The sequence below is a fragment of the Alphaproteobacteria bacterium PA2 genome (assembly GCA_002256425.1).
Lineage (GTDB): Bacteria > Pseudomonadota > Alphaproteobacteria > Caulobacterales > Caulobacteraceae > Phenylobacterium.
Genome location: NKIZ01000001.1, coordinates 1,622,404 through 1,642,155, shown reverse-complemented (window position 1 = coordinate 1,642,155; position 19,752 = coordinate 1,622,404). Strand labels below are relative to the sequence as shown.

Below are 19,752 nucleotides of genomic sequence, written 5' to 3'. Positions count from 1 at the left end.
GGTCCCTTACCGCTCGAGGAAGGCAGGCGTGCGGGCGTCGGCCGCCCTCTGATAGACATGACGATGGCGATGGACGGCTGCAGACCATTGTGCGGTCGTCGCGCCATCGGCCGGCTCGAAGGCATTGAAGCCGCACCGGACCATGTAACCGGCCTGATCCAGCAGGACCTCGCCCACCGCACGGATTTCGCCGCCGAATGCCAGGCGCTGGCTCAGCAGATGGGCCGAGGTGAAGGCGCGACCATCCCGGAATTTCGGAAAGGCCAGGGCGATCACGGACAGCGTCGCAAGATCATCGGCCAGGGCCTCAACCTCTTCCGCCGGCTCGATGCGGACGCCGACCCGACGGCCTTCCCCCAGCAATCTGGCGCCTTCACTCCGAAAGCGGCTGAAGGAAATGATCACGTCGCCTTCCGGGATATCCTGGTCATCGGCGACGGCGGTGAAGGGATCGTCTGCAAGGGCGAACTCCCCGCCCGCGAGCTTAATGAGCTTCGGCATAGACAGCCTCCTTGAAGGGCGCATCACCGGTCCGGCGATAGGTGTCGAGGAAGCGTTCCTCGCCCTGACGCTCACGCAGGTAGACCTCAACCAGGGTGTCGATGGCGTCAGTCACCTTGTCCAGGGGAAGAGCCGGTCCGAGGATCTTGCCGATGGCGGCGTCCTCCGCTCCTGAACCGCCAAGGGTGAGCTGGTAGAATTCCTCCCCCTTCTTGTCGACGCCGAGAATGCCGATGTGGCCCACATGGTGGTGGCCGCAGGCATTGATGCAGCCGGAGATCTTGATCTTCAGCTCGCCCACCTGTTCGGCCCGGTCCTGGTCAGCAAAACGCTTTGCAATGTCCTGGGCGACGATGATGGCCCGCGCATTGGCCAGGGCGCAGTAATCCAGGCCAGGACAGGCGATGATGTCGCTGATGAGGTTGATGTTCGGCGTCCCGAGGCCCACGGCTGCCAGGGCCCTGAAGACCGCCGGCGCATCGTCCAGCTTCACGTGCGGCAGCACCAGGTTCTGCTCGTGGGTCACCCGCACATCGTCCTGGCCATATTTCTCGGCCAGATCGGCGACCACGTCCATCTGGTCCGAAGATGCATCGCCAGGGGTCTCGCCAATCGCCTTCAGCGAGATTTCGACAATGGTGTAGCCCTGACGCTTGTGGGGCTTGAGGTTGTTGCGGGCGAACCGCGCAAAAGCCCGGTCGCTGGCAAGCGCCGCCTCATAGACTTCAGACCTTGTCGGCAGGGTCTCGAAGTTCCGGGGGGCGAAGGCGCCGCGGATACGGGCGATCTCGGTGTCCGGCAGGTCGCCGGCCTCGCCGACCTTGGCCCACTCCTCTTCCACCTGACGCGCAAACTCATCGCGGCCAAGGGCCGAGACCAGGATCTTGATCCGGGCCTTGTAGATATTGTCCCGGCGGCCGTGGCGGTTGTAGACTCGCAGGATTGCCTCCAGATACGAGAACAGCCGGTTGGCGGGCAGGAACTCGCGGATGGTCGGGCCAATGAAGGGCGTCCGCCCCATGCCGCCACCGACGATCACTTCAAAGCCCAGGGTTCCGTCCCGGGCCCGGCGGACCATCAGACCGATATCGTGGGCCTTGGCGACGGTGCGGTCCTTGGCAGACGCGGTGATGGCGATCTTGAACTTGCGGGGCAGGAACGAGAATTCCGGATGCAGGCTCGACCACTGCCGGATGGCCTCTGACCAGACCCGGGGGTCATCGATCTCGTCCGCAGTGGCTCCGGCATAGGGGTCAGCGGTGACATTGCGGATGCAGTTGCCGCTGGTCTGGATGGCGTGCATGTCGATGCTGGCCAGTTCGTCCAGAATGTCCGGCGTATCGGCCAGCTTCACCCAATGGAACTGCAGGTTGGTCCGCGTGGTGAAGTGGCCATAGCCCTTGTCATACCGCCGCCCGATGTCGGCCAGCTTATGCAGTTGCTTGCCGCTCATGGACCCATAGGGAATGGCCACCCGCAGCATGTAGGCGTGGAGCTGGAGATAAAGGCCGTTCATCAGGCGCAGGGGCTTGAACTGGTCTTCGGTCATCTCACCGGCAAGCCGGCGCTCGACCTGGTCCCGGAACTCTGCGGACCGGTCGGCCAGGATTTCACGATCGAGGCTGTCGTACTGGTACATACCCCCTCCCCTACTTACGCTTGATCAGATTGACCCGGCCCGAAGACCGGGCCGCGCCGTGGGCATGCTGCAGGGCTGAAATGGCGTCGCCGCCCTCAGCCTGCTTGCCGTGGTGCATGTGATTGGTCGGGCCGAGGGCCCGGATACGCTCGCGATAGCTGACCGGCGCCCAAAGGCCTTCGCTCTCGATCAGATCGATGAGGTAGGCGTCGACCACCACAGTCGGCTGGGCCTTGCCGCGGCCTTCAGCTTCGAGGGCGGGCTCGTCGGCATCGAACAGCTCGGCGTCGGCGAAACGCTCGACCCAGGCCCCTGACTTCCAGAACACCACCTCACCGTCCGTCAGACGATTAGCCGTCAGGGCCTTCATGCGCCAACTCCCGCAACTGCTTCACTCAGGGCCGGAGCCCACGCCACATCGCCTGCCTGTGCCAGGGCCATGGCCTCGCCCACGATCAAAAGGGCCGGACCAGACAGTTCCGCCGCCTCCGCCGCCAGGTCGCCCAGGGTTGTGATGATCCTGTGTTCGGAAGGTCGACTGGCGTCGACCACAATGAGGGCCGGGGTCGATGCGGCCCTTCCGGCGTCGAGGAGCCGCCCGGCAATTCTCGGGGCAGCCGTCAGGCCCATATAGATCACCACCGTGTGGTTGGCCCGGGCCAGGGCCGGCCAATCCAGATCGGGGTCCTCATCGCGCGCAGCGTGGCCGGTGACAAAGGTCACCGCCTGGGCTGAGGTTCGATGGGTCAGCGGCGCTCCCGCAGAGGCGGATGCCGCCAGGGCCGCCGTAACGCCGGGCACGATCTGGCACTCCACACCGGCGGCGCGGCAGGCCTCAAGTTCTTCGCCGCCCCGGCCGAAGATGAAGGGGTCGCCCCCCTTGAGCCGGACCACGGTCAGGCCCTCCAGGGCGAAGGCCACCAGCATGGCGTTGATCTCGTCCTGGGCGAAGGTATGCCGCGACTTGCGCTTGGCCACCGAGATCAGCTGGGCTGAATGCGGCGCCAGGGCCAGGATCTCTGGTGAGACCAGGCCATCGTGAACCACGACATCGGCTGTTCCCAGAACCCGCAGGGCCTTGACCGTCAGCAGATCGGGGTCTCCCGGACCTGCGCCAACCAGCCAGACCCTGCCAGCATTTCTGGACTTGTCGCCCTGCAGGAGGACCAGACCGGCCTTGGATTTCGGCGAAACAGGGCGGGACATGGCAATAGCTTCTCTAATACGCGTTCGAACCGCCGCCGGATTGCGTCATATGCGCCTCAGAGGACGAAAATCCACTGCGACAAGACGGCTGATACAGCAATCGAGCCTTGCAAATAGGTCGGCGGAGGCCCAACTCGCAACCGCAGGACTTCTCTTTGGGCTGTCAGGAAAACTCGTGGAAAGAAGCAGTGACCGTCGCCGGCTCCCGCCCCTGAACGCCCTTCGGGCCTTTGAGGCCGCTGCCCGGCATCTCAATTTTTCCAGGGCCGCCGACGAGCTGACCGTGACCCCCGGCGCCGTCAGCCAGCAGATCCAGAACCTGGAAGACTATGTGGGCGCGCCGCTCTTCAAGCGCACGCCCAAGGGGCTGTTGCTCACAGACGCCGCCCAGACCGCCCTGCCGGCCCTCCGCGAGGCCTTTGACCGCCTGGCCGAAGCGGCATCCATGCTGACAGCGGCCGTGGATGGTCGGCGCCTGACCCTCACCGCCGCCCCTTCCTTCGCCGCCAAGTGGTTGGTGCCGCGCCTGGGCAGCTTTGAGCAGAAGCACCCCCAGGTGGATGTCTGGCTGTCGGCAGGACTGGATCTGGTCGATCTGTCGGCTGGAGAAGTTGATGTGGCCATCCGCTATGGCGGCGGCCGCTATCCGGGCCTCGAGGTCCACCGCCTGATCGGTGAGACCGTCATCCCGGTGATCAGCCCCGAGCTGCACGCCCAGACCCCTCTCAATGACCCCAAGGACCTGGCCAATCATGTCCTGCTGCATGATGGCTCGCCCGATCCTGACGACAGCTGCCCGGACTGGACCATGTGGCTGGCTGCGCGAGGCCTCAAGAGCGTTGATGGCGCCCGCGGGCCACGCTTCAACCAGTCGAGCCTGGTGATCGAGGCCGCGGTCAATGGCCGCGGAGTCGCCCTGGCCAAGCGCACCATCGCCCAGGATGATCTGGACGCCGGCCGGCTGATCTCGCCCTTGCAGATCTCAACAGCCGTGGATTTTGCCTATTATCTGGTCCACCCCAAGGCCAAGGGCCGCCTGCCCCAGGTAAAGGCCTTCATCAGCTGGATTGCGGCCGAGGCCGCGGCCCATGAAGAAGCCCTTCGCGCCCTGGACAACGGATCCGGGATCTAGGCCTTGCCTTTGAGGAAGTTCAGCGCCCGCTCGTGGGCGTAGGCGGCGACATCCTGCAGGGCCAGGTCAAGCGCGTCCCGCACGGCGACCAAACGGTGGGGGCCTTCGTTCTCGCAGACCTGACACATATCCCCCAGGTCAAAGGCGCCCACGGCCCGTGCTGTACCCTTGATCGTGTGGACAGCATCCTTCCAGCCCTCGACGCCGGGATCCAGCAGGGGCAGCCAGACCTGGGCCTGTTCCCTGAACAGGCTCAGCACCTCATCGATCACCTGGGCGTCGCCGGCGGTATAGTCCTCCAGATAGGTGAAATTGACCGCCCCGCTGAGGTTCCGCTTCGCCATGAGAATCTTCCGTTTTCGCGCCTTGCTTTCGGCGCCGCTTCCAGTATGTTCCGCGCCCTTGCCGCCGACCACCGCAAAGTGTTCGGAACGCGCATGGGTGCATAGCTCAGTTGGTAGAGCAGCTGACTCTTAATCAGCGGGTCGTAGGTTCGAATCCTACTGCACCCACCACGCGACTGGTGGATATCCCCTCTCAGAACCCAATGACAGTATGGCCTAGAGCCAGGCCGCGCCCTGACTGATGGCAAGGGCGCCGGATTCTGCCCGGACTTCGAACCGGATCAATCCGCCCTCTCCTGCCTCATGGCGAACCTCAATGGTCTCGCCAGGAATGATCATGCCCGAGAACCGGCTTGTCATGCGCTTCAGCCGTGCGACATCACAGTCGGCCTCCTGCCGCAGGATCGTCAGGCCGGCCAGGGCCCAGGTCGCAGTCCCGTGCAGGATGATGTCCGGCAGGCCGGCGGCCAGGGCTACGGCGCGTTCGGTGTGGATGGGGTTCCAGATGTCTGCGCATTCCGAATAGACGTGCGGCATTTCCCGAGGAATGGGAATGCGGGTGGACCTGGCGTTCGGGCCCAGAGGCGCGGCGACCTGTTCAGGCAGGGCTGGAGGCGTTTCAAGGGTCACGCCCGCACCGTCCAGGCGCACATCGCGATAGATCGAACTGGTCCAGGTGGTGGTGACAGGCTCTCCCGTAAGGTGATCCCGGGTCTCCAGCTTGCAGATCGCCAGAACCCCCGACCGGATCTCAGTGGCCGATACCAGTCTTCCCTCCGTGACCAGCCTGTCCCCGGGCCGCATTGGCCTGTGAAAGCTTGAGTCCTGGACGGCGTGAACGGCCCTCTGGGCCTCTTCTGGCCTCAGGGACGCGCCGAGCAGGCGGCGCATGGACAGGACCACTGGCCATTCCGGCGAGACACAGAAGAAGGGCAAGGCCGCCAGTCCTGCCGTAGCGGCGTCATCCAGAAAGGCCGGCTCGCAGGCGCCCAGGCCCGCAGCATAGGCCAGGGCGGTGCGCGGGGTGAGTTCAGTTTCCCTGGGGTCCAGGGCCAGCCCTACCTTTGTTGCTGGAAATGGCATTTGAAACTCCTTTGGCCCTGACGCCTGCCCGGACTTGCGGTCGGGGCCTCGACCGTGAAACAAGCCTCACCTCGGCAAGACCGGCGCCCGGGGTCAAGGGACCCTGCGCGAAAAGTCAGGAAGGAAACCGCAATGTTCTCTCACATCATGCTTGGAACCAATAACCTCGAGAAGGCCAAGACCTTCTATGACGCCGTGCTCGGAACCCTCGGGGTCGGCCCGGCTGTGATTGACGGCCACCGCATGTTCTACATGACCCCCACCGGCGTGTTTTCCATCAGCCAGCCCATCAATGGCGAGCCGGCCACCCATGCCAATGGCGGCACCATCGGCTTTGCCTGCTCGACCCCGGAACAGGCCGACGCCTGGCATGCGGCGGGTGTCGCCAATGGCGGAACCACCTGTGAAGATCCCCCCGGCGAGCGCGCCGGCGGCATGGGCAAGATGTACCTTGCCTATCTGCGCGATCCGGACGGCAACAAGCTCTGCGCCCTGCACCGCATGGGTTAAAAGGTCGCGCGGCGGCGGGAGGGTTCGACAGCCACCCGCCGCCGCCTGCCAACCTGCGTGTTCGCTACAACCTGTGCAGAGTATTGACCTGCGCCTGACCTGTGGCAGACTTCAGGCAGGGAGACACTGATACGGCCGGAATCCAGGCTGACATTCTCCCGTTAGGGGGAATTCCAAATGAATCGTCAGATCCTGCTGGCCTCGGCCGCACTCATCGCCATCAGCAGCCCGGCGCTCGCCCAAAGCCAGAAAGCGGCTGGCGGGGAAGATGTCGGCCTCTCAGAAGTTGTGGTCACGGCCCAAAAGCGTGCCGAAAACGTCCAGAGCGTTCCCATTTCAGTGACCGCATTCAGCGGCGAGACGCTGAAGGCCGCGGGCATCCAGGATATCCGCGACCTGCGCCGGATCACCCCGGCCCTGAACATCGCAACCTCATCCCAGACCGCCAATACCCGGATCCAGATCCGCGGGATCGGGACCGGCGGCAATTCCGCAGTCGAGCCCAGCGTCGCCTCCTTCCTGGACGGGGTGTACATCCCCCGGATCGGCACGCTCCTGCCGGGCCTCAATGACATTTCGTCGGTCGAAGTCCTGCGCGGCCCTCAGGGCACCCTCTTCGGCCGTAACGCTTCCATGGGCGCCCTGCTCCTGCGGACAACCGAGCCCCAGCGGGATTACTCGGCCCAGCTGACCGCCAGCTCCGGCAATTATGGGCGGCAGCGGGTTTCTGCGATCGTGAACGCCCCGATCAATGACGACATGGCGGCCCGCCTGTCCGTCCTGGCCTACAAGGGCGACGGTTTTGACCGCAATGACCTGACCGGCAAGCGGATCGGACGGAAGGACGGGGTCTCGGTTCGCGGCTCCTTCAAGTGGAACATCACAGACCAGCTGACCTGGTTGCTGCGGGGCGACTATGTCAACCTCAGCGGTGACGGCTACAACACGATCACCGTGGTCGAGAATACGGTCACGCCTCTGGCGGCCTCGAACTGGGCGACCCGCCTGGATCCTGATGGCGCAGGCCCGCTCCCCGGCGTGACCCCTTACCTGACGGGCACCTTCAATCGCCATGTCCGCCAGAACACCGATGGCGATCTCAAGGACTACCAGAACGGTTTCTCCAGCGACCTCACCTGGAACCTTGCGGATGGCTATCAGGTGAAGTGGATCAGCTCATATCGCGACTGGAAGGACATCCAGTACCAGGCCTCGGCCCAGAACATGCCGATCCTGGTCCAGCACAGGACCGGCTTCTATGACAGCCAGACCCACACCGAAGAGCTGCAGCTGCTGTCGCCGGAGACCATCCTCGACGGCAAGCTGAGCTACGTCGCTGGCCTGTACTATTTCAACGAGGCCTATGACATTGGCCAGAACATCGATCTGCCGCCGGCCTATTGCGACATCTTCATCAGGAATACCTCGACCGCAGCTCGTCTGACCCTCTGCAAGGCTTCGCCCCAGGTCCAGGCGACCCGCCTCTGGTTCTCGCAGGACACGGAGTCCGTGGCCGCCTACACCCAGGCGACCTACAAGCTCACTGAAAAGTTCTCGTTCACGGGCGGCATCCGCTACACCCACGACGACAAGTCGGGGATCATGAAATCGGTGCAGAACAATCCGATTGCAGCCCAGGCGCCTGAAGTCAGCCTGCTCGCAACAAAGGCCGAGAAGTTCACCTACCGTCTCAACGGAAGCTACCAAGCTTCGGACGACGTGATGATTTTCGCCAGCTATTCCACGGGCTTCAAGTCGGGCGGGTTTGACTCCTCGCCTCCGACCACCGCTGCGGTTGGCGCGAAAAACCGGACCTTCCGTCCAGAGACCACGGAAAATGTCGAGCTGGGCGTCAAGTCGCAGTGGTTTGACCGCCGGCTGATTGCAAACGCCACGCTGTACCGGACCAAGGTTCAGGACCTCCAGTTCCGCAGCTTCGACGGCGTCACCTTCAAGACCCAGAACAACGGAACCGTCCGGCAGCAGGGCCTGGAGTTTGACGCCCTCGCCCGTCCGATCCCCCCACTGACCCTGACCCTGTCAGCGGCCTTCCTCGACTCCAAGTACCTGGTGTTCAAGGGCGCCCCGCCCCTGCCCGCCTTCACGACCCCGCAGGACCTGACCGGGCAACGCCTGCCCTATTCCCCCCGTTGGCAAGGCGCGACCTCGGCCCAGTATGTGGGACGCCTTGAGAATGGCTGGAGCTGGATGGTTCGCGGTGACATGAGCTTTGTGTCCCGTCAGAGCCTGGCCTCAGCCGGTGACAACAATCCGGACGCCATGCAGGCCGGCTATCAGCTCTTTGGCGGTCGGGTTTCGCTGCGGGGCCCCGACGAAAAGTGGGAAGTCGCCCTCGTCGGCCAGAACCTGGCCAACAAGTCCTTCTGCACCGGCATTTTTGCGCAACCGAACAACGCCGCCTTTGGTCTCAACAATTCGGTCACTGGTGGCACCGTCCTGCGCTGCACGCTCAATGAGCCGCAGCAGATCGACCTGGAAGCCAAGTTCAGGTTCTAGACGTCCCGGCCCGGCGCAGGTCTGTCCTGCGCCGGGCAAACCCTTCTGGTCATCAGGCCCTGGGCTCGTACCAGATGGGCGATGACCAGGCCCGCTCGTTGATCAGAGCCGGCAGTTTGGGATTGGGCGGAGTGCCGTTTCGCAAGGCGTCCCAGGTCGACCAGCGACAGGTCGGATTTTCGATAATCCGCACATAATAGAAGGCGCGCTGTCCTGGCTTGAATGTCGGATCAGACCAGTTTGCCCGCAGCTCGACATCGCCCTTGAAACGATCCGGCTGACAGGTCCGCAGATCAACGCCAGCCTTGTTGTCCGGGCATCGGCCGCTTGCGCCGTCCACCTTCAATCCATCAGAGCAGGCGACATCAAAGACCCGTTCCCGGGCCTGGCCGTTTTCCACCCAGCCCTTCACGATCTGGGCCCTTTGCAGATGGGCCGATCCGGGATCACGCACCGCCATCACCAGAAAGCTGGGCTGACCCTGCCTGGCCGGCAGCAGGTCCCCACCCATGGGAGTCCCGTGCGCATAGGCGTAGCGAACAGCATCCCGCCGGCCGGCGAGATCACGGGGAAAGTCGTAGCCCGCAAAGAAGCGAACCCGGATCCGGGGCCCGGATGTAGCAAAGGTCTCCCGGCGTTTGAGGGCTGAGAATATGGCATCCCGGGTATTCTGTTCGGCCCAGACACCCGCAAGGCCGCTGGCGCCCCGCACCTGACGGATCAGGCCAGCTCCGCCGCCTTCCCAGGTCTTCGAGCCGCCGGCGGGGACGCCGTCACGGACGGTAGGCTTGCCGTCCCTGCCGCCTGAGGCGCCAAAATAGTTGCGCTCTTCCACGGCGCCCGGAGAAGCATTGTGGTTGTCCGACGAGCCGATGAATCCCAGCTTGAAGGGATTGACCCCCAGCTTGTCCCGGAAGACCAGGCCATCCTCCAGAGCCCGCCGCACATAACCGCCATGGAACCGGGTCACAGGTTTATCCTGGCCGATATACCGCTCCATGATTTCAAAGTTCGCCCACTCGTCATTAGGCGACAGGGTCGGGTGGGTTTCCGATGTGCCTTTGATCTGGGTGATCTCGGCAAGCGGTTCATTGCGCGCGCGCAGTTCCGCATAGGCCCGGTCAATGGGTTTGCCATTCATCCGGACAGAGTCGAACATCAACCCGTCGCTGCCATTGGCGTTGTGAGGGATGGCCAGGGCGTCGATCCCCCGGCTACGCCAGCCGTCCATGGCCCGCCACAGATCTTCCGGATTGGCGGACTGGGTCGCCGCAAACGGCGCCGTTGGCGTTCTGGCTGACCTGAAGAAGACGTTCCGGTGGTTGTTACGTCCGTCCGGGACAGACGTGTACTCATAGCCCACCAGGGTGGTGAACCGGCCAGGAACATAGTTCCTTGCGGCGGCGTCCTGCACTTCGCGCCACCCCCGCGAGACGATGCCGGGGTCCTCAAACCCCTTGGGCAGGGTTCCGCCGTGGCTGCCCTCTACAAAGGCGGAGAAGGCCTTCTGCATCTCGGCCGGGTTGGTCGTGAACAGCCGTTTGACAAAGTCCAGCTTACCCAGGGGACTGTTCGGGTCGGCGGCCTCACGAATGGCCGAGAGGTATTCCGAATGGTCGGTGACCGCGACGAAGTCCAGGGGCCCGCCTTCAAGTCGGATCTGGAACCCGCTGGCATGGGTCAGGGTCTGCCCCCTGGCGAAGCGGTAGGCGTCATCAGGGGTGCGCCGGACATTGGAGATATAGGCGTCGTTCGACAGATAGGTGTGGACATGCAGATCGCCGAAATAGGCATTGCGTTCAGCATTATAGCCCGGCAACCGCAGTTCGCTCCCCATGGGAGCTCCGGCTGCTGAACCTGCGCGTGGCGCGACTGGTTTCGCGAGAGCTGCAGGTCGGGATGCGCCGAGTGTGCCGGCCCCCACCAGGGACAGGCCCAAAGCCGTCGCCGAAAACAGAATGCCCTTTTTCAGCATCTTGCCCTCCTCCTGCTGGCCGCTCGGATGGCGGCCTTGTCGGAAGAAGGAGATCATGAAGCCAAACCGGCGACAATGCCCCAATTGTCGGCATTCGCCAGGAAGCCCGACGGGTGTCGGGTATCCCTGACCCTATGCCAGACGCCCAGCATCCTCAAACGAGAGGCGGGGATTGCGCGGGAAGAGGTTTTCATCCGAACCGTATCCCAGGCAGCAGATGAAGTTCGACTTGATGGCCGTGCCCGCGAAGAAGGCCTCATCTACTGCGGCATTGTTGAAGCCGGACATGGGCCCGGCGTCCAGACCCAGAGCCCGGGCGGCCAGGATCAGATAGGCGCCCTGCAGGGTGCTGTTGCGGAAGGCCATGGGCTCGGCGACGGCAGGGTTCTTGAACATGGGCTTCATGGCTTCGCCCCGGGCCGGGAAGAGCTCTGGAAGCTTTTCCGAGAAGTCCAGGTCATAGCCGACAATGGCCGTGAGCGGTGCGGCCAGGATCTTGGCGCGATTGCCCTCTGACGACAGGTCCGAGAGGGTCTTCTTCCCCTCCTCGCTCCGCACCCAGACAAAGCGCGCCGGGCAGGCGTTCAGGGCCGTCGGCCCAAACTTCACCAGGTCGTACAGCTTGTGGATCAGCTCATCGCTGACCGGCTTGTCCGTCCACCCATTGCGGGTCCGGGCGTTTGTGAAAAGCTGGTCGAGGGCGGCGTCGCTGAGTGGCGTGGTCATGGCTGGTTTCCTGCGTGGGGGCCTTGGTTCCTCAATGCAAATCCGCTGCCCCATGTCAAATGGGCTGGCATCCGGGCTCAGTTACGCCCGGACAGGAAATCCGCGCATGCGTTTGATGGTCCGGATCGAGAAACTGGACCGCATGGATGAAACGCCGGGCAGGCGCGCCAGACAATCGCGGTGGATTGAGTCAAAGTGCTGCAGGTTCTCAGCGGCGACCCGCAGAATGTAATCGGCTGCGCCCGACGTGAGATGGCACTCCAGTATGTCATCAAACCGCCCCACCGCGGCCTCGAAGGCGTCCATGGCCTCGCGGCTCTGACTGGCGAGGGTGATCTCGACAAAGATTTCCGCCGCCAGGCCCAGCTTGCCGGGGTCCAGGCGCGCTGCATAGCCGGCAATGACCCCGGATTGTTCCAGGGCGCGCAGCCTGCGGTGACAGGCCGATGGGGAGACGCCGACCGCTTCGGCCAGTTCGGCGATGGAGCGACTGGAGGTGATTTGCTGCTCTCGCAGAATGGCGCGATCAAAGCGATCCATAGTTCTTTCCCGTTTTTTCCTCCAATCCCACGAATTCTTCCCGATTTCAAACCGAGATACTCTCGCATTCGGTGACACTTGGCATATCCGGAGGAATATTCTCTTGGGCAGATCAGGCCCCCGCTGGCTCGGGGTGCCCCAGGGAGAGGCAGATGCGCGTCGGAACGGTCCGGGAAATCAAGAACCACGAGTATCGGGTCGGCCTGACCCCGGAGAGCGTCGGCGAACTGGTCGCCCATGGTCACGAGGTCCTTGTGGAAACCAATGCCGGCGCAGGTATTGGCGCCAGTGACGCCGACTATGTCGCCCACGGCGCCACCATGGTCGCCAGCGCCGAGGCGGTGTTTTCCGCAGCTGAAATGGTGGTCAAGGTCAAGGAACCCCATGCCTCGGAGCGCGCAATGCTTCGCGAGGGCCAGGTTCTCTTCACCTATCTGCATCTGGCGGCTGATCCGGAACAGACCGCAGAGCTCCTGGCCTCCGGGGTGACGGCCATCGCCTATGAAACCGTCACCTCCCCAACGGGCGGTCTTCCCCTGCTCAAGCCCATGAGCCAGGTGGCCGGCCGCATGTCGATCCAGGCGGGCGCGACCGCCCTTGAAAAGGCCCACGGCGGTCGCGGGGTCCTGCTCGGCGGCGTCCCGGGCGTTACCCCGGCGAAGGTGGCGATCATCGGGGGCGGAGTGGTCGGCTTCAACGCGGCGCAGATGGCCGTCGGCATGGGCGCCGACGTGACCATATTCGACCGGAACCCCGATGTCCTCGAACGCCTCGCCAACCATTTCGGCGCGAAGGCCAAGACCTGCTTCGCCAGCAAGGCCAATCTGGCGCAAGGCGTGGCTGGGGCGGATCTGGTGATCGGGGCCGTGCTGATACCCGGCGCGGCAGCGCCAAAGCTGGTGAGCCGGGACATGCTGGCGACCATGCAGCCTGGCGCCGTGCTGGTGGACGTCGCCATCGACCAGGGCGGCTGTTTTGAGAGCAGTCACGCCACCACGCACGCCCAACCGACCTTCGTGGTCGACGGCATTGTCCACTATTGCGTCGCCAACATGCCAGGCGCTGTGGCCAGGACCAGCACCTACGCCCTCAACAATGTCACGCTCCCCCATGCCCTGAAGATCGCCAACCTGGGGTGGCGGGAAGCCCTCAGGGCTGACCCTGATCTCGCCAATGGCTTGAATGTACACCAGGGAAAGCTGACCTATGAAGCGGTCGCCCAGGACCTGGGCTATGCCTTCACGTCGCGCGCTTCGATTCTGAGCTGAACCCACGGCTCAGGCGATGGGAACCCCGGAAACCGTCATTCCAATGAGGCTCCGGATTCACCATTGGTAACCAAGCACCTTCACGGAACGAGAACGGCGCCTGTGTTTTAAGGCCCGCCTGCTGGATGGCGTGGCTCGACCCGCGCCCTCCCAAATCCGGATCCGACCGTGGAGATCATGCCATGACGACATTCAATGTTGACGGCGCCATCAGCTTCGCCAAAGCGCTGAAATCGGCCCAATCGGGCGACACTATCGCCCTGGCGTCAGGCACCTATTCAGGCCTGAAAATTGCCGAGCTGAAGGTTTCGGGCATCACAATCACCTCGCAGGATCCAGCGCACCAGGCCGTCCTGAAGAATCTGGTGGTCTACAATGCCAACGGCCTGACCTTCACCGGCCTGGAATTCGTGGCGGACGCAGCCAAGGGCGATATCCCGTTCAAGGTGGCGCAATCGACGAACATCACCTTTGACCATCTGAACATTCATGGCTCCCTCGACGGTAAGGCGACCAATGATGTGAGCGCCTTCGCCGTCTACAAGAGCGCCGGCGTGGTCATCAGCAATTCAGAGATCCAGCAACTCAAGAATGTCGTGCTTGGCGGGGCCAAGGACCAGATCGCCATGACCGGCAACAATGTCCACGATATCAGCGGCGTTGAGGTGAAGACCCTCACCGACACCCCCGAAAAGCCGGACAAGCCGGAGACACCTGAAAAGCCCGAGACACCGGAAAAGCCCGACACGCCGGAAACGCCCTCAGCAGGATCTGATCACAAGACGACCGACCCGAAGACAGACACCAAGACTGAACCCCGGCCCGACACAAAGCCGGAAACACAGCCGTCCGGCGATCAGCCAGGCGCGGACGACACGAAACCGACGACAGGAACCAAGCCGCCTGAGACCTCGTCCGGCGACGCACGGGTCATCGTGGCTACAGACGCCGGAGGCGCCCTGGAGGGTTCCGACAAGGGCGACGTCATGAAGGGCGGCAAGGGCGCCGACATCCTGCATGGCAATGGCGGCAACGACCTGGTCAGCGGCGGCGGCAATGCCGACACCCTGTTTGGTGACGCCGGAAACGACACCCTGTCAGGGGGTGACGGCAATGATGTCCTGCAGGGCGGAACGGGTCTCAACACCCTGATCGGCGGCGGCGGCGCGGACACCTTTGTCTTCACGCCTGGCGATTTTGAAGGCGGCATAGCCCGGAACGGGAACGCCATTCTCGACTTCTCCCACGCCCAGGGCGACCGGATCGACCTGTCGGGTCTGGACGCCGTGGCCGGAACCGCGACCAACGAAGGTTTCACGCTCATCGGCTCCTCCGCCTTCCACAAGGTGGCTGGCGAACTGCGCTATGAAGTCAGTGGCAAGAATGTCGTTCTGCTGGGCGACACCAACGGCGATGGCATCGCCGATGTAAAGATCATGCTGACCAATGCGTCAGGATCCGTCACGCCGGGCGACGTCATCCTCTAGCCGGCGCAGAGTTCAGACCCATCAGGCCGGTGCGGCGCCCGAGAGGGCCGCACCGGCCTTTTCTGTATTGCGCGAATGACCAGATCAAATCGACCAAGGTTGATCTGCATCAAAGATGACGCCTCCGTCATCTTTAAGCTGCCCCCTGCGCTGCAATGATCAGCGCGTCGTGACCTTCCACATGTCGGAGGGCCATTGGGAGGAAGCGAATGGTGAAGGTCACCTACATCGAAGCTGGCGGCACAGAGCATCATGTTGATGTGCCGGCCGGGCTATCGGTGATGGATGGGGCCAAACGCTTCACAATTCCCGGAATAGACGGCGACTGCGGCGGGGCCTGCGCCTGTGCGACCTGCCATGTCTATGTCGAAGACGGCGGGCTTCAGCGCCTGCCGCCCATGGAAGAGATCGAGCACGAAATGCTCGATTTCGCTTTCGACGTTCAAGAAAACAGCCGCCTGAGTTGCCAGATCAAACTCGACGCCAGTCTCGAAAATCTGGTCGTTAAATGCCCGGCTCGGCAATACTAGCAACGTCAAATTGGAACTCAGCCATGAACAAGCCGATCACTGATAGCATGCAACCCTCTGGTGACTGGAAGGTCACCATGAACCCGGACGACATCTACAAGAATCCCATGTCGATTGCCTGGACGTTCAAGTACATCATGTCCGGCGACAAGGTCGAAGATCTCTACAAGCGCGCCAAACAGAACCAGTGGGACTCCGACGATCTCCTGCCCTGGGACACCATGGTCGATCCGTCCAAGCCGCTGATCAATGACCGGTCAGACGTTTACCACCGCATGCCGTTCTTCAGTAAGCTGTCCAAGTCGCAGCAGGAGACCTTCACGGCCCATTCCACGGCGCAGCTGCTCTCGCAGTTCCTGCACGGCGAACAGGGGGCCCTGATGACGGCGGCCTGCGTGACCCACTCCGTGCCCGACGCGACGGCCAAGCTTTACGCCGCCACCCAGACCATGGATGAGGCCCGCCACGTCGAGGTCTACGCCAAGTACTGCGACAAGATCGCCATCATCTATCCCATGTCGGTCATGCTGAAGTCGCTCATCGACGCGACCCTGCAGTCAGATCGCTATGAGAAGGTCATGATCGGCATGAACATGATCGTCGAGGGCCTGGCCCTGGGCGCCTTCAACAACATGTACCGCACCACCCAGTGCGAACTGCTCAAGAAGCTGACCTTCAATGTCATGCGCGATGAGTCCCGCCATGTGTCCTTCGGGCATGCCTATCTGGGCCCGGTCATCGCCAAACTGCCGGAAGAAGAGGTGGAGGATCTGGCGGAATTCGCCTTCCAGGCCGTCAACATCCTGACCCGCGGCGGCACGGCCGGCACCATAGCCAGCCAGGTCGACCCCGGCTTCCTGTCCGTGCTCGACAACAGCGGCATTGACCATAAGGACTTCTTCAAGGGCCTGCAGGAAGCCCAGGAAGCCGGCATCACCCAGGAACTGCCTCCAGGTCAGATCCACTCGGTGAAGGACCTGATGATGCCCGCCCTGGCTCGCGTCGGCCTGCTGACCCCGACCGTACGCAAGAAGTACGACGAAGCCGGCATCCCGATCTTCGATGATCCCCGCATCCTGCATGCGATGGAAGGTGGCGACCCGATCGCCGCCTGACATCCGGACCGCAAGACCGACGCCCCCGGACCTGGCTTCCGGCGGGCGTCGGATCGCCTCAAGGAAGATCGCATGAGCACCACCAAGACACCTGCAGATGAAGGTCTGGCCGGCTTCCACGCTGCGGTCCTCAATGGCCTGCCCGAGGCGGTGATTGTCTCGACTCCGGCCGGCGAGATCACCTTCGTGAACTCAGCCACCGAGACGCTGCTGGGCTATGGCTCGGCGGAGGTCGTCGGCCAGCCCATCACCTTCCTTGTGCCTCGCGACCCGACGCGGCGGGCCGATCCAGTGAAGTGGCTGTCACGGTGGGCCGATGAACCCGACGTTGCCCAGTCGCGGTTCCTTGACCTGACGGCGCGACGCAAGGATGGGGGCGATCTGTATGTGGACGTGCGGGTGCGACATGGCGAGATCGCCGGCCAGAGCCGCTATTTCATCACGGTTCGGGACAATACCCAGTTGAGGCGGGACCAGGCGGCAGCCCGGGAGGCCAGCCTGCGCGCCGCCCGCATTCTGATGGTGGCGGAAGACGCCATCGTCTCCATCGACGCAGACCACAGGATCGTCTTCTTCAATCCGGCCGCCGAGCGCATGTTCGGCTACAGCGCCGAGAGCGTGACCGGCCAGCCCCTGGACATCCTCATGCCCCCTGACGTCCGTGAGGGACACGACCGACACATTGCCGACTTCCGCGCCGCCAAGGACGCCTCGCGGATGATGAGCGATCGCAGCCGCGTCATGGGCCTGCGCAGGAGCGGCGAGGCTTTTCCCATAGAGGCCACCATCACCAAGATAGATGTCGGCGGCGCCGTGACCTTCACCGCCCACATTCGCGACGCCAGCCTGCGACCTGAGCGGACCTAGAGGGGCAGGACAAGGGTCCGGTAGGCGCGCCAGCTGGCCAGGCCCAGCCAGGGGAAGACGATCGCCAGTCCAAGGAAGCCGGTAAACACCGTGGCGAGCAGGAGGGCGGCCAGCAGGAAGGCCCAGAGCAGCATGGCGGGCAGGTTACGCGACACCGCCCGGAAGCTGGTCACACAGGCAATGAAGACATCTGCGTCCTGGTCCAGCAACATGGGGGCCGAGACCACCACCAGGGTAAAGGCGAAGAAGGCGATCAGTCCGCCGATGAGGGTTCCCGTCGCCAGCATGGTGTGCCCCGAAGGGGTCCTGAAGGTGAACTCCAGCAAGGAGGCGATGGTGCTGTGGGTCTGGAAGGTCGACAGTCCGTAGACGATCTGGGCGATCTGCCCCCAGAGCAGGAAGATGATCAGCAGGGCCAGGCCCAGATAGGCCAGATCCTGTCGCAGGGCCGAGCGGACGAACAGCATGCTTCTCAGCGTCGGACGCTCACCAGCCTCAAGTTTCCGGCCTGCGGCGTAGAGGCCCATGGCGAGCATGGGGGCCACGAAGACAAAGCCGCAGGTCAGGGCGAAGACCCAGAATGCCACGTGGCTGGTGTACAGCGCATAGACCAGCCAGAGACTGAAGGCGGTCAGGATGCCGCCATAGACCAGGCTCTGCCAGAAGCACTTCATCAGGTCAGACCACCCCTGCCCCAGCCACCTGAATGGCGCATCGAACCCGATCATGGCGACATCAGGCAGACGGCTCGGCGTATCCGACATGGTTCCTCCCGGCTTCTGGTCCTTGCCCGCACACAGGGTCGGGATCACAGCCAAGGGCCGGACGCCCCATAAATCAAGTCGTGGGTCCCCAATCTGGTTAAACCGCGGGCAAGGTTCTGAGCCTAACCTTCAGGCAATTCAGGGGGCCGATTGATGGCTGTGGCGATTCTTCAGGCGCGCATGAGCTCTTCCCGGCTGCCGGGCAAGGTCCTCATGCCCCTGGCGGGACGACCGATGATCTCCCGTCAGATCGAGCGGCTGGCCCGTTGCAAACGCCTTACCCGCCTCATTGTCGCGACCAGTGACTTGCCGTCCGACGATCCCCTTGCATCCCACCTGACTTCCCAAGGCGTGGACGTATTTCGTGGCTCCCTTGAGGACGTCCTGGCCCGTTATCTGGACTGCGCGCACCAGTTCGGGGTCACGGGCGACATCGTGCGCCTGACGGCTGATTGCCCCCTGATTGATCCCGGGGTGGTGGATGAGGCCATAGAGCTGCGGGCCAGTTCCGGGGTCGATTATGTCGCCAATGGCCGTAACCGGACCTATCCCCGCGGCCTGGATGTCGAGGTCTTCCCCCTCGAGGCGCTTGAAGAGGCTGGTCGTCACGCCGTCGACGCCTATGACCACGAGCATGTGACGCCCTACCTGTATCATCATCCAGAAGCCTTCACCCGGCGGGACCTTGTCCACGTCACCCGCAATGACAGCCACCTGAGATGGACGGTGGATACGGCCGAGGACTACGCCTTCGCGGCCAGGGTTTACGACGCCCTCTATCCCGGGAAGCCGGACTTCACATCTGAAGACATCCGCGCCCTGCCCTTCTCACACTACGAACCTGAATACCTGGAAGCGAAATGACCGATCAGTCCCTCGATCCGAAGTCCGCATGGTCCGGCGCTTTTGGCGCGGAATACACCACCCGCAATCTCGCCTCAGACCAAGCCCTGCGGGATCGCGCACTCATGTGGGCGCGGATCGGTCAGGGCTTCCACCAGGACCCGCCCCGCTCGATCCTCGAGGTCGGCCCCAACCTCGGGATAAACCTTCGGGTCCTGCCGGGACTTTACAATGCAACCCTTCACGCCATTGAACCCAACCCCGCCGCGCGGGAAAAGCTGGTGGCCGAAAACGTTCTGCCGGCCGACCGCCTCTATGCCGGATTTGGCGACTCCATCCCCCTGCCAGACGGGGCCGTAGAGCTTGCCTTTACATCTGGGGTCCTGATCCACGTGGAGCCGGCCCGCCTTCCGGCCACCCTCGACGAGATCTATCGGGTCTCGTCAAAATACATCATGGCGGCAGAGTATTTCTCACCGCGGGCCGAGACCCTGCCCTATCGCGGGCATGAGGGCCTGCTGTTCAAGAACGACTTTGGCGGCCTCTATATGGACCGCTTTCCCGACCTGCAGCTGGTTGACTACGGCTTCTTCTGGAAGCGGGCCAGCGGCATTGATGACGCGACCTGGTGGCTGTTCCGGAAGGGCTAGAGCATGTTCCGATAAGTGGGAACCGGTTATCGGATCAAACATGCTCTGACTTTTT

20 protein-coding genes and 1 tRNA gene are annotated in these 19,752 nt (G+C 63.3%); 11 read left to right on the top strand and 10 right to left on the bottom strand.

Annotated features, from left to right (window positions below):
* Positions 1–6 precede the first annotated feature (6 nt).
* Genes CFE28_07890 through cobA form a run of 4 tightly spaced genes read right to left on the bottom strand, consistent with a single transcriptional unit; the run spans position 7 to position 3,346 of the window.
* Positions 7–501 carry an oxidoreductase gene (locus CFE28_07890; protein ID OYU69922.1) on the bottom strand — a complete coding sequence of 165 codons (495 nt, stop codon included), beginning with the start codon at positions 499–501 and terminating at the stop codon, positions 7–9.
* The gene (locus CFE28_07885) at positions 485–2,140 is read right to left on the bottom strand and encodes a sulfite reductase (protein ID OYU69921.1); all 1,656 of its coding nucleotides are present in this window, start codon (positions 2,138–2,140) and stop codon (positions 485–487) included. Before CFE28_07885 ends, CFE28_07890 begins: the two co-directional genes overlap by 17 nt.
* A 10-nt stretch (positions 2,141–2,150) precedes the next feature.
* A complete protein-coding gene (locus CFE28_07880) occupies positions 2,151–2,510 on the bottom strand; it encodes a hypothetical protein (protein OYU69920.1) in 360 nt (119 codons plus the stop codon).
* Positions 2,507–3,346, bottom strand: a complete 840-nt coding sequence (gene cobA, locus CFE28_07875; GenBank protein OYU69919.1) for a uroporphyrinogen-III C-methyltransferase — start codon at positions 3,344–3,346, stop codon at positions 2,507–2,509. Before cobA ends, CFE28_07880 begins: the two co-directional genes overlap by 4 nt.
* A 175-nt stretch (positions 3,347–3,521) precedes the next feature.
* Here cobA and CFE28_07870 point away from each other — a divergent pair, with 175 nt between their 5' ends.
* Entirely contained in the window at positions 3,522–4,478 is a 957-nt protein-coding gene (locus CFE28_07870) for a LysR family transcriptional regulator (protein ID OYU69918.1), read from the top strand.
* Here the strand turns inward: CFE28_07870 and CFE28_07865 are convergent.
* Entirely contained in the window at positions 4,475–4,822 is a 348-nt protein-coding gene (locus tag CFE28_07865; GenBank protein ID OYU71615.1) for an Hpt domain-containing protein, read from the bottom strand. The two genes, CFE28_07870 and CFE28_07865, sit on opposite strands and share 4 nt — an antisense overlap.
* A 95-nt stretch (positions 4,823–4,917) precedes the next feature.
* Between CFE28_07865 and CFE28_07860 the strand changes: the two genes are divergently transcribed.
* Positions 4,918–4,993 (top strand) — tRNA-Lys (locus CFE28_07860).
* 45 nt (positions 4,994–5,038) lie between these two features.
* On the opposite strand, the gene CFE28_07855 is transcribed toward CFE28_07860, so the two are convergent.
* Complete coding sequence (locus tag CFE28_07855; protein ID OYU69917.1) at positions 5,039–5,905, bottom strand: hypothetical protein; 867 nt, start codon at positions 5,903–5,905, stop codon at positions 5,039–5,041.
* 132 nt (positions 5,906–6,037) lie between these two features.
* Between CFE28_07855 and CFE28_07850 the strand changes: the two genes are divergently transcribed.
* Together CFE28_07850 and CFE28_07845 are read left to right on the top strand one after the other, a co-directional pair.
* Positions 6,038–6,415, top strand: a complete 378-nt coding sequence (locus CFE28_07850) for a glyoxalase (GenBank protein OYU69916.1) — start codon at positions 6,038–6,040, stop codon at positions 6,413–6,415.
* A gap of 177 nt (positions 6,416–6,592) precedes the next feature.
* Positions 6,593–8,932, top strand: coding sequence for a hypothetical protein (locus tag CFE28_07845; protein OYU69915.1), 2,340 nt, complete (start codon positions 6,593–6,595; stop codon positions 8,930–8,932).
* 52 nt (positions 8,933–8,984) lie between these two features.
* Here CFE28_07845 and CFE28_07840 read toward each other — a convergent pair whose 3' ends face one another.
* The 3 genes from CFE28_07840 to CFE28_07830 form a co-directional block, all read right to left on the bottom strand.
* Positions 8,985–10,964, bottom strand: coding sequence for a hypothetical protein (locus CFE28_07840; GenBank protein OYU69914.1), 1,980 nt, complete (start codon positions 10,962–10,964; stop codon positions 8,985–8,987).
* Between the two features lie 75 nt (positions 10,965–11,039).
* Positions 11,040–11,633 (bottom strand): malonic semialdehyde reductase, encoded by a 594-nt coding sequence (locus CFE28_07835; GenBank protein ID OYU69913.1) that lies wholly within the window; start codon positions 11,631–11,633, stop codon positions 11,040–11,042.
* Between the two features lie 81 nt (positions 11,634–11,714).
* The gene (locus tag CFE28_07830; protein ID OYU69912.1) at positions 11,715–12,173 is read right to left on the bottom strand and encodes an AsnC family transcriptional regulator; all 459 of its coding nucleotides are present in this window, start codon (positions 12,171–12,173) and stop codon (positions 11,715–11,717) included.
* Between the two features lie 152 nt (positions 12,174–12,325).
* On the opposite strand from CFE28_07830, the gene ald reads away from it, so the two are divergent.
* The 5 genes from ald to CFE28_07805 all read left to right on the top strand — a co-directional run bounded on the left by ald (position 12,326) and on the right by CFE28_07805 (position 17,440).
* Positions 12,326–13,441 (top strand): alanine dehydrogenase, encoded by a 1,116-nt coding sequence (gene ald / locus CFE28_07825; protein ID OYU69911.1) that lies wholly within the window; start codon positions 12,326–12,328, stop codon positions 13,439–13,441.
* Positions 13,442–13,566: 125 nt separating this feature from the next.
* The gene (locus tag CFE28_07820; protein OYU69910.1) at positions 13,567–14,928 is read left to right on the top strand and encodes a hypothetical protein; all 1,362 of its coding nucleotides are present in this window, start codon (positions 13,567–13,569) and stop codon (positions 14,926–14,928) included.
* A 209-nt stretch (positions 14,929–15,137) separates the two neighbouring features.
* Positions 15,138–15,458 (top strand): 2Fe-2S ferredoxin, encoded by a 321-nt coding sequence (locus CFE28_07815; GenBank protein OYU69909.1) that lies wholly within the window; start codon positions 15,138–15,140, stop codon positions 15,456–15,458.
* A complete protein-coding gene (locus tag CFE28_07810; GenBank protein ID OYU69908.1) occupies positions 15,437–16,573 on the top strand; it encodes a hypothetical protein in 1,137 nt (378 codons plus the stop codon). Before CFE28_07815 ends, CFE28_07810 begins: the two co-directional genes overlap by 22 nt.
* A gap of 72 nt (positions 16,574–16,645) precedes the next feature.
* The gene (locus CFE28_07805) at positions 16,646–17,440 is read left to right on the top strand and encodes a hypothetical protein (GenBank protein ID OYU69907.1); all 795 of its coding nucleotides are present in this window, start codon (positions 16,646–16,648) and stop codon (positions 17,438–17,440) included.
* Here CFE28_07805 and CFE28_07800 read toward each other — a convergent pair.
* The gene (locus tag CFE28_07800) at positions 17,437–18,204 is read right to left on the bottom strand and encodes a hypothetical protein (GenBank protein ID OYU71614.1); all 768 of its coding nucleotides are present in this window, start codon (positions 18,202–18,204) and stop codon (positions 17,437–17,439) included. The two genes, CFE28_07805 and CFE28_07800, sit on opposite strands and share 4 nt — an antisense overlap.
* 153 nt (positions 18,205–18,357) lie before the next feature.
* Here CFE28_07800 and CFE28_07795 point away from each other — a divergent pair, with 153 nt between their 5' ends.
* Positions 18,358–19,068, top strand: a complete 711-nt coding sequence (locus CFE28_07795) for a flagellin modification protein FlmC (protein ID OYU69906.1) — start codon at positions 18,358–18,360, stop codon at positions 19,066–19,068.
* Positions 19,065–19,697: a methyltransferase type 11 gene (locus CFE28_07790; GenBank protein OYU69905.1), complete on the top strand. Its 633-nt coding sequence runs from the start codon at positions 19,065–19,067 to the stop codon at positions 19,695–19,697. Before CFE28_07795 ends, CFE28_07790 begins: the two co-directional genes overlap by 4 nt.
* Positions 19,698–19,752 lie beyond the last annotated feature (55 nt).

What these genes read in the sequence shown, in the direction of transcription:
- CFE28_07890 (OYU69922.1), bottom strand. Translation starts at nt 501, where the DNA reads ATGCCGAAGCTCATTAAGCTCGCGGGCGGGGAGTTCGCCCTTGCAGAC.
- CFE28_07885 (OYU69921.1), bottom strand. Translation starts at nt 2,140, where the DNA reads ATGTACCAGTACGACAGCCTCGATCGTGAAATCCTGGCCGACCGGTCC.
- CFE28_07880 (OYU69920.1), bottom strand. Translation starts at nt 2,510, where the DNA reads ATGAAGGCCCTGACGGCTAATCGTCTGACGGACGGTGAGGTGGTGTTC.
- cobA (OYU69919.1), bottom strand. Translation starts at nt 3,346, where the DNA reads ATGTCCCGCCCTGTTTCGCCGAAATCCAAGGCCGGTCTGGTCCTCCTG.
- CFE28_07865 (OYU71615.1), bottom strand. Translation starts at nt 4,822, where the DNA reads ATGGCGAAGCGGAACCTCAGCGGGGCGGTCAATTTCACCTATCTGGAG.
- CFE28_07855 (OYU69917.1), bottom strand. Translation starts at nt 5,905, where the DNA reads ATGCCATTTCCAGCAACAAAGGTAGGGCTGGCCCTGGACCCCAGGGAA.
- CFE28_07850 (OYU69916.1), top strand. Translation starts at nt 6,038, where the DNA reads ATGTTCTCTCACATCATGCTTGGAACCAATAACCTCGAGAAGGCCAAG.
- CFE28_07845 (OYU69915.1), top strand. Translation starts at nt 6,593, where the DNA reads ATGAATCGTCAGATCCTGCTGGCCTCGGCCGCACTCATCGCCATCAGC.
- CFE28_07840 (OYU69914.1), bottom strand. Translation starts at nt 10,964, where the DNA reads ATGATCTCCTTCTTCCGACAAGGCCGCCATCCGAGCGGCCAGCAGGAG.
- CFE28_07835 (OYU69913.1), bottom strand. Translation starts at nt 11,633, where the DNA reads ATGACCACGCCACTCAGCGACGCCGCCCTCGACCAGCTTTTCACAAAC.
- CFE28_07830 (OYU69912.1), bottom strand. Translation starts at nt 12,173, where the DNA reads ATGGATCGCTTTGATCGCGCCATTCTGCGAGAGCAGCAAATCACCTCC.
- ald (OYU69911.1), top strand. Translation starts at nt 12,326, where the DNA reads ATGCGCGTCGGAACGGTCCGGGAAATCAAGAACCACGAGTATCGGGTC.
- CFE28_07820 (OYU69910.1), top strand. Translation starts at nt 13,567, where the DNA reads ATGGCGTGGCTCGACCCGCGCCCTCCCAAATCCGGATCCGACCGTGGA.
- CFE28_07815 (OYU69909.1), top strand. Translation starts at nt 15,138, where the DNA reads ATGGTGAAGGTCACCTACATCGAAGCTGGCGGCACAGAGCATCATGTT.
- CFE28_07810 (OYU69908.1), top strand. Translation starts at nt 15,437, where the DNA reads ATGCCCGGCTCGGCAATACTAGCAACGTCAAATTGGAACTCAGCCATG.
- CFE28_07805 (OYU69907.1), top strand. Translation starts at nt 16,646, where the DNA reads ATGAGCACCACCAAGACACCTGCAGATGAAGGTCTGGCCGGCTTCCAC.
- CFE28_07800 (OYU71614.1), bottom strand. Translation starts at nt 18,204, where the DNA reads ATGTCGGATACGCCGAGCCGTCTGCCTGATGTCGCCATGATCGGGTTC.
- CFE28_07795 (OYU69906.1), top strand. Translation starts at nt 18,358, where the DNA reads ATGGCTGTGGCGATTCTTCAGGCGCGCATGAGCTCTTCCCGGCTGCCG.
- CFE28_07790 (OYU69905.1), top strand. Translation starts at nt 19,065, where the DNA reads ATGACCGATCAGTCCCTCGATCCGAAGTCCGCATGGTCCGGCGCTTTT.